Origin of the sequence: Flexivirga meconopsidis (assembly GCF_026162425.1) — a bacterium.
Lineage (GTDB): Bacteria > Actinomycetota > Actinomycetes > Actinomycetales > Dermatophilaceae > Flexivirga > Flexivirga meconopsidis.
The window spans coordinates 85,630-97,714 of record NZ_JAOBQJ010000002.1; the positions used below are offsets into that span (position 1 = coordinate 85,630).

Genomic DNA, 12,085 nt, shown 5'->3' on the forward strand with positions numbered 1-12,085 from the left:
GCGAATTCATCGGCGCACCAATCGGATTGCCCGATCCCACAGCCCGGCGAGGCCGCGTGGCTGGAAGATCACGATGAGCACGATGAGCGCGCCGTAGATGAGGTTGGTGATGACGACCGGGGTGAACGCGGTGCCACCGGCGCTGACGGTGTCCTCGGACCGGATGAGCGGGAGCGCGAGCGGCAGGCCGAAGACCAGAGCCGCGCCGATCACCGAGCCGCCGAGCGACCCCAGCCCGCCGATCACGCACATCGCGAGGAACGAGATCGCGACCGTGGTGCTGTAGGTGCCGTGGTCGACCGCCTCGTCCGGTTTCATCAGCCCGGAGTACCACCAGACGGTCATCACGCCCGCGAGACCTGCGTATGCCGAGGAGATCGCAAACGCCATCGCCTTCTGCCGCACGACCGAGACGCCCATCACTGCGGCCATCGCCTCGTTGTCACGCACCGCACGCCAGCCGCGCCCCACTCTGCCGTTCATCGCGCCGCGGCCGAGGGCGTAGGCGATCGCGGTCAGCGCCGCGAACAACCAGAAGGTGCGCTCGGTCTGGCCCATCGGCACGTTCAGCACGTAGAGCGAGGGTGTCTGCACCCCGAAGTCGAAGCCGAAGAAGTTCAGCGACGGCGCATAGCGACCGCTCGAGGCGCTACCGGCCAGCGACGGCAACTGATTGGCCAGCCAGAAGCCGAGGAAGACCAGACTGAGCGAGGCGACGCCGAGGTAGATGCCCCGCAATCGTCCGGAGATCGGCGCGAACAGCGCACCGGCCGCGGCGCTGACCAGGACGGCGAGCACCGCGGAAAGCAGTGTCGGCAAACCGAATCCGATGTATTCGCTGGTGCCCTTGCTGGCAAAGACCGCATAGGCGACGCCGCCGACAAGCAGGAAGAAGGTGTGCGCCAGCGACAGCTGGCCGGCCTGCCCGACCAGCATCGTCAGCCCCATGGCGCCGACCGCCCCGGTCATGATCCACATGAGCACGACCAGCCACTCGTTCTTCACGTATGCCGGGAGCAGCCACACCACGATGCCCGCGGCGACGATCAACGCGTACTTGACTGCGGTGCGCACAGTTTCGTGGTCGCGACGCGCGGTGACGACTGGCGCTTCGACTGCCTCAGACACGAGCTTGTTCCACCCTTCCGAAGAGTCCGGCAGGTCGGACGACCAGGACGAGGAGCATCACCAGGTAGACCGCCACACTGGCGAAGTTGAGATCGACATACTGCGATGCGATCGAGTCAGTGAGCCCCACGAGCAGGCCGCCGACCACCGCGCCCTCGGCCGAGGTCAGCCCACCGAGCACCGCCGCGGGGAAGGCCGCAAAGGCCACGGTGTGCGATGCCAGCAGACCGGACCCGCCGCCAATGTCGTTGGTGGCCAAGAAGATCACCGCGATCCCTGCCAGGCCACCACCGACCAGCCAGGCACTCGCGGTCACCCGCCAGCTGCGGATGCCCATCAGCGCGGACGCTTCGCGGTTCTCCGCCTGGGCGCGCATCGCAAGGCCCCAGTTGGTGTAGCGGAAGGCCGCGAAGAACAGTCCGATCAGCAGCAGTGCCACGATCAGCGCGACGACATAGGTGCGCGAGACGGTCGCCCCGAAAAGGTGCATCGGCTTGGAGTCGTAGGGGTCGCCGAGAAACGGCGCCGCGGCGGTGCCGAGGCGCCGGGTGATCTCGGTGAGGATCACGATGTCGACGCCGATCGTCAGGATCGCCAGACTGTCCGGTGTCGCGTTCTTCGCCCGCGACAGGAGCAGTCGTTCGATCAGTAGGCCGAGTAGAGCCGCGGCGACCACCCCGATCACGACGGACGGAAACCACGGCAGGTGCTCCTTGGCCCGGTAGATGACGTATCCACCAAAGAGCGCCAGCGACCCGTGTGCGAAGTTCACCGTCTCAGTCGCCTTGTAGATGATCACGAAACCCAATGCCAGCAAAGCGAATACGGCGCCCTCGCCGAGGCCGTTGACGATCGCCTGCACGAACGTCGTCATGCCCGCTCCTCCTTCTCACCGGTTCGGTCCGCGGTGGTGCCGAGGTAGGCACGCACCACTTCGGGGTCGCGCTGCACGTCTTCCGGCGTCCCGTCCGCGATGTGCTTGCCGAAGTCGAGCACGGTGACCCGGTCGGCGAGGCCCATCACCAGTCCCATGTCGTGCTCGACCAACAGGATCGAGATGCCGAGCCCGTGCCGGATCTGCTCGATGAGCTCGGCAAGCTCGGCGGTCTCCGCCGAGTTCATGCCGGCCGCCGGCTCGTCGAGTAACAGCACCGTCGGCTCGACCGCCAGCGCCCGTGCGATGTCGACCCGCTTCTGGTCGCCGTAGGGCAGCGAACCCGCCCGCTGGTGCAACCGCGACCCGATGCCGAGGAAGTCGCAGATCTCGGCCGCCCGGTCCTGATGACGCCGCTCGGCGCGCATGGTCCACGGTGCGCGCAGCCCGTAGGACAGGAATCCGCCGCGGGTCAGGCTGTACCGCCCCAGCATGACGTTGTCCAGCACGCTGGACTCCCCCACCAGGGCGATGTTCTGGAAGGCGCGTCCGATGCCGAGTCGGGTGACCTGATGAGGTGACTTGCCGGTCAGGTCGACATCGCCCAGCCGCATCCGCCCGCTACGCACGGGATAGACACCGGTGATCGCATTGAAGCACGACGACTTGCCCGCGCCATTCGGCCCGATCAGCGCATGGATCGTCCGTGGCTGCACCGTGAACGAGACGTCGTCCAACGCCGTGATGCCACCGAAACCAACTGTCACACCGTCGATCTCGAGCGGCTGGACGTTGCGCTCGGGCAGGTCGTCGAGCTGATCTGTCGCGCTGTCGGCGCTCATCCTTGCCACACCCCCAGCGTGCGCCGCACCCGGGCCGGCCGGACGGGCTCGTCGTCGGCCTCCAGCTGACCGCCGAGGTAGAGACGCTGCACGTCCTCGGACTCCGCGAGCTCGGCCGCGCCTCCGGCGAGGGCGAGCTCCCCGACCTCGAGCACGACGGCCTGATGCGCCAATTGCAGTGCCATCGCTGCGTTCTGCTCGACGAGCAGGACGGCGGTGCCGCGGCCGTTGATCTCGGTGATCACCTCACCGATCCGCTCGATCATCTGGGGCGCAAGTCCGAGCGAGGGCTCATCCAGCAATAGCAGCCGCGGCTCGGCCATCATGGCTCGGCCGATAGCAAGCATCTGCTGCTCACCACCGGAGAGCAGGCCGGCCGCCTGGTCGAGTCGCTGGCCGAGCACCGGGAAGAGCTCGAGCACCGCAGCGCGCGCGGCGGCACGCTTGCCCGGCTCGGTGGCCAGGCCACCGGCGCGCAGGTTCTCCTCGACGCTCATCCGGCCGAACACCTGCCGCCCCTCGGGCACCTGCAGCACTTTGCGGTGGACGACCGCAGCCGGGTCCAGGCGATCGAGGCGTTGCTCGTCCAGGCTGATCCGGCCGCTGGTCAGCTGCCCACCATGCAGACCGAGCGTGCCCGAAATCGCCCGCAGCAGAGTCGATTTGCCGGCACCGTTGCTGCCGAGGACCGCGACGATCGACTCATCGGGCACCTCGAAGGAAACCCCGCGCAAGGCGGACACCGAGCGCCCGTAGCGCGCGCTGAGATCGGAGATCGTGAGCACGTTGCTCCTGACCGAGGATCGTGCGGGGGTTGACGACACCGCACTGACGGATGGGACGGGGTCGCGGAGTTGCATGTGACCCCCGTCACAAACATCCTCGCTGGCGGTAACTGTGACGGGTTACCGGCCAGTGTTGGCCGACACACTCGCGGCTGTGACTAATTCGTTACCAACCGCGCGCGCAACAAAGCGGCGCCGCGGTGGTCAAGCCACCGCGGCGCCGAATCTTGGCCTGTGTCAGGCGCGTTCGTCAGTCGACCAGCGAGCGCAGGACGTACTGCAGGATGCCGTCGTTGCGGTAGTAGTCGGCCTCACCGGGGGTGTCGATGCGCACCACGGCGTCGAACTCGACCTTCGCACCGTCGGCCTTGGTCGCCGTCACGTGCACCGTCTCCGGCACGTCACCGCCGTCGTTCAGTGCGGTGACCCCGGTGATGTCGAAGGTCTCCGTGCCGTCCAGCCCGAGCGACTCGACGTTCTGTCCCTGCGGGAACTGCAGCGGCAGCACACCCATGCCGATCAGGTTGGAGCGGTGGATGCGCTCGAACGACTCGACGATGACGGCCTTCACCCCGAGCAGCCGGGTGCCCTTGGCGGCCCAGTCGCGCGAGCTGCCCGAGCCGTACTCCTTGCCGCCGAGCACGACCAGCGGAGTGCCCGCCTTGGCGTAGTTCTCCGCGGCGTCGAAGATCGTCGACTGCTCGCCGTCCTTCGTGAAGTCGCGGGTGAAGCCGCCCTCCACACCGTCCAGCAGCTGGTTGCGCAGCCGGATGTTGGCGAAGGTGCCGCGCACCATGACCTCGTGGTTGCCGCGACGCGAGCCGTAGGAGTTGAAGTCCTTGCGCTCGACGCCGTGCTCCGACAGGTACTTGCCGGCCGGGCTGTCGGCCTTGATCGAACCGGCCGGGCTGATGTGGTCGGTGGTCACCGAGTCGCCGAGCTTGGCCAGCACCCGCGCGCCCTTGATGTCCTCGACCGGCGAGGGCTGCTTCGCCATACCGTCGAAGTACGGGGGCTTGCGCACGTAGGTCGACTCGCCGTCCCACTCGAAGGTGTCACCCTCCGGCGTCGGCAGCGACTGCCAGCGCTCGTCGCCGGCGAAGACGTCGGCGTAGTCCTTGATGAACATGTCGCGGTCGATCGAGGAGGCAATCGTCGACTCCACCTCGTCCGGCGTCGGCCAGATGTCCTTCAGGAAGACGTCATTGCCCTGCTGGTCCTGCCCGAGCGCGTCATTGTCGAAGTCGAAGTTCATCGTGCCCGCGAGCGCGTAGGCGATGACCAGCGGCGGCGACGCCAGGTAGTTCATCTTCACGTCGGGGTTGATGCGGCCCTCGAAGTTGCGGTTGCCGGACAGCACCGAGACGACCGTGAGGTCGTTCTCCTGGACGGCCTGGCTGATCTCCTCGTTGAGCGGTCCGGAGTTGCCGATGCAGGTGGTGCAGCCGTAGCCGACCAGGTAGAAGCCGAGCTTCTCCAGGTAGGGCCACATGCCGGCCTTCTCGTAGTAGCCGGTGACGACCTGTGAACCCGGCGCCATCGAGGTCTTCACCCACGGCGCGACGGTCAGGCCCTTGTCGACGGCGTTCTTGGCCAGCAGCGCGGCGGCCATCATCACCGACGGGTTGGAGGTGTTGGTGCAGCTGGTGATCGAGGCGATGACGACCGCGCCGTCCTTCAGGCCGTATGCCGGACCCTCCGGCGGCGTCACCTGCGCCTCGCGGAAGTCGCCCTCGACGCCGTAGTTCTTCACGTCCAGGCCGAACTTCTGCTTGGCGTCGGCCAGCACGATGCGGTCCTGCGGGCGCTTCGGGCCGGCGATCGACGGCACGACGGTCGACAGGTCGAGCTCGAGCTTCTCGGAGAAGCGCGGCTCGACGCTCGGGTCGTGCCAGAGGCCCTGCTCCTTGGCGTAGGCCTCGACGAGCGCGACGTGCTCGTCGGTGCGGCCGGTGAGGCGCAGGTAGTCGAGGGTGACGTCGTCGATCGGGAAGATCGCGCAGGTCGAGCCGAACTCCGGGCTCATGTTGCCGATCGTGGCGCGGTTGGCCAGCGGCACCGAGGCGACACCGTCGCCGTAGAACTCCACGAACTTGCCGACCACGCCGTGCTCGCGCAGCATCTGGGTGATGGTCAGCACGACGTCGGTTGCCGTTGCGCCGGAAGGGATTTCGCCGGTCAGCTTGAAGCCGACGACGCGCGGGATGAGCATCGACACCGGCTGGCCGAGCATCGCCGCCTCGGCCTCGATGCCGCCGACGCCCCAGCCGAGCACGCCGAGGCCGTTGACCATCGTGGTGTGGCTGTCGGTGCCGACGCAGGAGTCGGGGTAGGCCTGGTTGACCCCGTCGGCGTTCTCCCGGGTCATCACCGAGCGCGCCAGGTGTTCGATGTTGACCTGGTGGACGATGCCGGTGCCCGGGGGCACCACCTTGAAGTCGTCGAACGCGGTCTGACCCCAGCGCAGGAACTGGTAACGCTCCTTGTTGCGGCCGTACTCGATCTCGACGTTCTTCTCGAACGCGTCCGGGCGGCCGAAGACGTCGATGATCACCGAGTGGTCGATGACCATCTCGGCCGGCGCGAGCGGGTTGATCTTCTTGGCGTCGCCGCCGAGGTCGGCGACGGCCTCACGCATGGTGGCGAGGTCCACCACACACGGCACGCCGGTGAAGTCCTGCATGATCACGCGGGCTGGCGTGAACTGGATCTCGGTGCTCGGCTGGGCGGTCTCGTCCCACTGACCGAGCGCGTTGATGTGCTCCTTGGTGATGTTGGCGCCGTCCTCGGTGCGCAGCAGGCACTCCAGCAGCACCTTGAGGCTGAACGGCAGGGTCTTGCTGCCCTCGACCTTGTCGAGGCGATAGATCTCGTAGGACTCCCCACCCACGGTGAGGGTGTCCTGCGCTCCGAAACTGTTGGTGCTGGGGCTCACGCCGACTCCTTCGTCAGTCTCTTCTTGCTTCACCAAGCATTTTATCTTGACGTCAAGATAAGTGAATCACAGGGCCCCTGCGCCAGTCAGTGAAGGTGAACCTAACTGCTCGCCGGCCGCGCTGCGACCACCACCGAGGCTGATTCTCCCACCTCGCCGCCCGCGCTCAACCCTGGTCGGCGGAGTCGATCACCGACTGGACGAACACGTCGAGCACTCCGTCGCCGACCTTGGGCTCGACCGAACCCCAGCGGTTGGGCGACGGATCGACGCGTATGGCGCGAGCCGCGTCCATCTCGCGCCGTGCGGCGGAGCGGTCGCCGTCGACCGCGGCTACCAACGCCGCACCCCAGTGCTCCATCGCATCCAGCCACGAGCCGGCATCGGTGAGGAACCCTGGATCGATCTTGCTCCCGCGGATGATCGCCGGCGCTTGCTCGATGCGCACGGCATAGGCGCGCAGGTCGCGCAGCGCGGCGGTGCGCCGCGCGCCGGTCGCCCCGTTGACGGCGTCGATCTTCGCCGCGAGCACAGGCGCCTGCGGCTGCCACAGCTTCGGACCGAACGTCGGGGCCGCATGCTCCATGTCACCAAGCACCAGCAGCGCCGACGCGACCTTCGGGTCGCCGCCCGCGAGTGCCGACATCGCGGCGGCCCAGCTGCGTGATGCGTCGTATTGCGTGTCGTTCCAGGCAAAGTCAGCGGCGCCGAACTCGACGACCTGGCTGGCGTAGGCCTGGTTCATCGGGTTGGCGACGACGCCGGCCAGATGATCCGACAACCCCGCCTGGCGGTAGGCGTAGGGCGCGAGCAGCAGCCGCCCGCTCGTCTGACCGAAGTCGTTGACCGGGTAGTTGTCCCAGAGGAACACCTTGCGGCCGAAGTTGGCCGCCGCCTGCTCGGCATCGTCGTTGGTCACGCTCGGCGGCACCACGTCGGTGCCGGTCCATTGCACGACCACGGCCGGGTCGAGCTTCGTGCGCAATGCGGTCTTGTATGCCGAGTCGGCCAGGTCGCTGTACTCGGTGGGCACGGTCTGCAGCGCGAACGTGCCGTCGTGCTTGTCGATCCAGGTGCGCTGGATGTCGTTGAGGAAGTCGGCCTGCGCGGCGCCGGCCGACCCGCGGCCGGGCGCTCCGTATTTCTCCTGGTCGGCGGCGCAGTTCCACTTGGTGTAGTTGATGTCGTCGAAGGGGATGGAGAAGGCGCGCACGCCTGCGTCATACAGCTGCTGGAATTTGGCCTTCATCGCCGCGCGGTCGGCGGCACTGGAGAGGCAGACCGTATTGCCCGGCGACACCGCGAAGGTGAAGCGCACGTGGTTGGCGCTAGCGCGGGTAACCAGCGCCTGCAGCTCGGCAAGCTTGTCCGCCGGGTAGGGCGTGCGCCACTGGTCGCGGTGATAGGGGTCGTCCTTCGGCGCATAGATGTAGGTGTTGGCCTTGACCGAGCCGAGGAAGTCCAGCTGGTCGAGGCGCGCCTGTTGCGACCACGGCTGCCCGTAGAAACCCTCGATCGCGCCGCGCAGCGGCATCGCGGGGTAGTCGCTGACCCGCACCTGCGCCACGGCGCGGGCATTCGGCGTCATGAACAGCTGCCGGAAGGTCTGCACGCCGTAGAACTGGCCGGCTCCGTCCGCACCACCGATCGTGATGTCGCGGCCACCGCTGACGAGCGCATACCCTTCGTCCCTGCCGGGAATCTCGGTCTCCCCCAACGCTTTTCGTATGTCGGGGCGAGCGTTGCCGAGGCGGATCGTGACCGCGCCGACTTGCTCAGAGCCTGGTGCCACCTCGCTGACGTCGCGCACGCCGTGATCGGCGAGCACCTGCAGCAACGCCTTCTTCGCGGCCGGATCTGTCGCGTGGTCGGTGACCAGCTGCACCGCGCCGGCCAGCTGGACGTGTCCGCCCGAGCGCGTCATGGACTGCGGTGTCGGCGAGATCACCGGGATGGTCGGCCGCGGGCCCGCGGTGTCGGCGTGCGCCGCTGGCGGGGTGACGGCCGCCGTCCCGAGCACCGCACCGGCTGCCAGCAATCGGATCAGGGTTCCTCGCATGATGCCGACGGTAGTGCGCCGGCGGCCAGGAGGTGGCAGTTACATCCGATGAATTCGGCGGCTGGGAAATCAGGCACTGGGTTCGAGCACCGCAATGCACTCCACGTGGTGCGTCATCGGGAAGGCGTCGAAGGCCCGCAGCGAGGCCACCCGGTAGCCGGCGTCGGCGGCGTAGGAGAGGTCACGAGCGAGAGCGGCCGGGTCGCAGGCGACGTAGGCGATCGCGCGGGGGTCCTGCGCGGCGAGCTGTTCCATCACCTCGCGGCCGGCGCCGGTGCGCGGCGGGTCGAGCACGACCAGGTCGACCCGGTCGAGGCGCTCGTCGATCGCGGCCTGCCACCCGTCGCGGCCGATGTCGGCACGCTGCAGGTTCGCCTGCGGCAGTCCGGCCAGGTTGGCCTGGCCGTCCTGCACCGCGCGGGCGTCACCTTCGAGGCCGAGCACCCGGCCGTCGGTGCCGACGGCATCGGCCAGGAACGCGGTGAACACCCCGACACCGGAGTAGAGGTCGAGCACCCGCTCCCCCGGCTGCGGTCGCAGCCGGTCGAGCACCTCGGTGACGAACGTGCTCGCCGCGCCCGGGTGCACCTGCCAGAAGCCGCGCGCGGACACCGCGAAGCTGCGCTCACCGGCCGGAACCTGCACGCGTTCGGTGACATTCGGCACCTCGTCGACGACGGGCAGGTCGATCGCCACGACCTCCCCGGACGAGTCGACCGCGACGTCGACGCCGGTCACTCCGGTCTCGACCACCTCACCGAGCAGCCCGGTGGCGGCGACCTCCGGCACGGCGATCAGGCAGTCGTCGACCGGCACGACATCGTGCGAGCGATGACGCCGCAGGCCGATCCGGCCTCGTGGGGTGGCCGCGAATTCGACTCTCGTGCGCCAGCGTTGACCATCTTCGTCACCCGGGACGACCTCGACCTCACCGTCCCAGTCGATGCCGGCCAGCCGGCGCAGCTGCTCGCGCACCACGCGGGTCTTGAGCTCACGCCCGAAGCGAGCGGAGGTGTGCTGCCAGTCGCATCCGCCGCAGCGACCGGGCCCGGCATACACGCATGGTGCGGGGCGGCGTTCGGGCGAAGGCGTGAGGATCTCGACCGCGTCGGCGCGCAGGAAGCGGGACCCGGTGCCGCCGTCGGTGACTTCGGCGACGACCCGCTCCCCCGGGAGGGAATGCCGCACGAAGACGACCCGGCCGTCATGCCGCGCAACGCAGTGACCGCCTTGCGCGACATCCTCGATGTCGAGCGTCAGTCGCTGTCCGAGCAGCGAATCCCCTTGACTGGCACGGCTTCTGGGCCGACGTCGATCACGTCGACCACGACCGCGCTGGGGCGCGCTCATCGACCGCGCCGCACCGCACCCGGTGCCGGGCCGTCGACGCGTCCCTCCTGACCCTGACTGGAGTGCAGCTGCCACGGCACGCTCGCCACCATGACTCCGGGGGTGAAGAGCAGCCGCGACTTCAGCCGCAGCGCGGACTGGTTGTGCAGCAGCTGCTCGTACCAGTGGCCCACGACGTACTCAGGGATGTAGACCATCACCACATCACGCGGGCTGTCCCGACGAACTGCCTTGACGTAGTTGATGATCGGGCGGGTAATCTCTCGGTATGGCGAGGCGATGATCTTGAGAGTGATCGGGATCTCCCGACGCTCCCACTCCTCCTGCAACGCGGTCGTCTCGTCGGGGTCGACGTCGACGGTGACCGCCTCCAGCACCGACGGCCGGGTGGCTCGTGCGTAGGCCAGCGCCCGCATCGTCGGCTTGTGCAGCTTGGAGACCAGCACGATCGCGTGCACCCGGGACGGCAGCAGCTGGTCATCCATGCCCTCGGCCAGCGACAGCTCCTTGCCGACATGCGAGTAGTGACGGCGGATCTGCACCATCAACAGGAACAACACGAACATCGCCGCGACGGCGTACCCGGCGCCGTGGGTGAACTTGGTGAGCAGCACGACGACCAGCACCGTGCCGGCCATCACCGCGCCCACCCCGTTGATGATGCGGGACCGCTTCATCCTGCGCCGCCCGCCCGCGTCCTCCTCGGTGGCGAGCAGCCGGTTCCAGTGCCGGATCATGCCGGTCTGGCTGACCGTGAAGGAGACGAACACCCCGACGATGTAGAGCTGGATGAGCCGGGTGGGCTCTGCGTCATACACCACGACGAGCAGGGTGGCCGCACCGGCGAGGATCAGGATGCCGTTGGAGTAGGCGAGCCGGTCGCCGCGGGTGTGCAACTGACGGGGCAGCCAGCCGTCACGCGCCAGGATCGAGGCGAGCACCGGGAACCCGTTGAACGCGGTGTTGGCGGCCAGCACCAGGATCACGCCGGTGACGATCGAGACGAAGATGATGCCGAGCGGGAACCCCTGGAAGACCGCGTGCGCCAACTGGCCGAGCACGGTGTCCTCGTTGTAGTTCTCGACCGGCTTGCCGTTCAGCAGCAGGGTGCCGGGGCGGTCCGGGTCCTGGATGTGGATGCCGGTCCAGTTGGCCAGGGTGACGATCGAGATCAGCATGGTGACCGAGATCGCGCCCATCAGCAGCAGCGTGGTCGCGGCGTTCTGGCTCTTCGGCTTCTTGAAGGCCGGCACACCGTTGGAGATCGCCTCGACACCGGTGAGCGCCGCGCAACCGCTGGAGAACGCACGCAGGAGCAGGAACATCACCGCCAGCTGCGACAGCGTGTCCATGTCCGGCTGTGGCGCGAGCGTGAACTTCGCGCTCTCCGCGGCGGGCAGGTCCCCGAGCAGCTTGCGCACGACCCCCACGATCGCGAGCGCGAAGATGCCTAGCATGAACAAGTAGACCGGCACCGCGAAGAACGAGCCGGACTCGCGCACGCCGCGCAGGTTCATCGCGGTCAGGCCGACGATCAGCGCGACCGCCACCTCGACCTCGTGGCCGTGCAGGAACGGTGCCGCGGATGCGGCGTTCTGCACACCCGAGGACACCGATACCGCAACGGTGAGGGTGTAGTCGACGAGGAGCGCGGACGCGACGGTCAGGCCCGCTTTGGGGCCGAGGTTGGTGGTGGCGACCTCGTAGTCACCACCACCGGAGGGGTAGGCATGCACGTTCTGCCGGTAGGACGCGACGACCACGGCCATCACACACACCACGGCGATGGTGATCTGCCAGGAGTGGGTGAAGGCGAAGCTGCCCCCGGCGAGGCCGAGCGTCAGCAGGATCTCGTCCGGCGCGTAGGCCACCGACGACAGCGCATCGCTGGCGAAGATCGGCAACGCCAACTTCTTGGGCAGTAGCGTCTCGCCGAGTCTGTCGCTGCGCATCGCGCGACCAACGACGAGGCGCTTGACCGCGCGACCTGTCACAGACACAACGCGAGAGTGTACGGCGACCGCGAGGCTTCCCGGTGCGCCGGTTCATTACCTTCCGGCGACGGTTCGGCGGGCGGGTGCGAGCCCCCGGCTTCCCGGGTTGTCCACAGGG

At 68.1% G+C, this 12,085-nt stretch carries 8 protein-coding genes; all 8 read right to left on the bottom strand.

Features of this window, described 5'->3' with window-relative positions:
* Positions 1-6: 6 nt before the first annotated feature.
* The 8 genes from N2M23_RS05790 to N2M23_RS05825 all read right to left on the bottom strand — a co-directional run bounded on the left by N2M23_RS05790 (position 7) and on the right by N2M23_RS05825 (position 11,973).
* Entirely contained in the window at positions 7-1,128 is a 1,122-nt protein-coding gene (locus tag N2M23_RS05790; RefSeq protein ID WP_265443986.1) for a branched-chain amino acid ABC transporter permease, read from the bottom strand.
* Entirely contained in the window at positions 1,121-2,002 is an 882-nt protein-coding gene (locus tag N2M23_RS05795) for a branched-chain amino acid ABC transporter permease (RefSeq protein ID WP_265443987.1), read from the bottom strand. Before N2M23_RS05795 ends, N2M23_RS05790 begins: the two co-directional genes overlap by 8 nt.
* The gene (locus N2M23_RS05800) at positions 1,999-2,844 is read right to left on the bottom strand and encodes an ABC transporter ATP-binding protein (protein ID WP_265443989.1); all 846 of its coding nucleotides are present in this window, start codon (positions 2,842-2,844) and stop codon (positions 1,999-2,001) included. The genes N2M23_RS05795 and N2M23_RS05800 overlap by 4 nt, the downstream gene beginning before the upstream one ends.
* The gene (locus N2M23_RS05805; RefSeq protein ID WP_265443991.1) at positions 2,841-3,629 is read right to left on the bottom strand and encodes an ABC transporter ATP-binding protein; all 789 of its coding nucleotides are present in this window, start codon (positions 3,627-3,629) and stop codon (positions 2,841-2,843) included. Before N2M23_RS05805 ends, N2M23_RS05800 begins: the two co-directional genes overlap by 4 nt.
* Before the next feature lie 250 nt (positions 3,630-3,879).
* Positions 3,880-6,564, bottom strand: a complete 2,685-nt coding sequence (gene acnA / locus N2M23_RS05810; protein WP_265443993.1) for an aconitate hydratase AcnA — start codon at positions 6,562-6,564, stop codon at positions 3,880-3,882.
* A gap of 166 nt (positions 6,565-6,730) precedes the next feature.
* Positions 6,731-8,623, bottom strand: coding sequence for a glycoside hydrolase family 84 protein (locus N2M23_RS05815; RefSeq protein ID WP_265443994.1), 1,893 nt, complete (start codon positions 8,621-8,623; stop codon positions 6,731-6,733).
* A gap of 69 nt (positions 8,624-8,692) precedes the next feature.
* Positions 8,693-9,973, bottom strand: a complete 1,281-nt coding sequence (locus tag N2M23_RS05820) for a class I SAM-dependent RNA methyltransferase (protein ID WP_265443996.1) — start codon at positions 9,971-9,973, stop codon at positions 8,693-8,695.
* Positions 9,970-11,973 (bottom strand): APC family permease, encoded by a 2,004-nt coding sequence (locus N2M23_RS05825; protein WP_425270187.1) that lies wholly within the window; start codon positions 11,971-11,973, stop codon positions 9,970-9,972. The genes N2M23_RS05820 and N2M23_RS05825 overlap by 4 nt, the downstream gene beginning before the upstream one ends.
* Between the last annotated feature and the right edge of the window lie 112 nt (positions 11,974-12,085).

Bases quoted from the DNA above. Each gene is read 5' to 3' on its own strand.
- N2M23_RS05795 (WP_265443987.1), bottom strand. From the start codon at position 2,002: ATGACGACGTTCGTGCAGGCGATCGTCAACGGCCTCGGCGAGGGCGCC.
- N2M23_RS05800 (WP_265443989.1), bottom strand. From the start codon at position 2,844: ATGAGCGCCGACAGCGCGACAGATCAGCTCGACGACCTGCCCGAGCGC.
- N2M23_RS05815 (WP_265443994.1), bottom strand. From the start codon at position 8,623: ATGCGAGGAACCCTGATCCGATTGCTGGCAGCCGGTGCGGTGCTCGGG.
- N2M23_RS05820 (WP_265443996.1), bottom strand. From the start codon at position 9,973: ATGAGCGCGCCCCAGCGCGGTCGTGGTCGACGTGATCGACGTCGGCCC.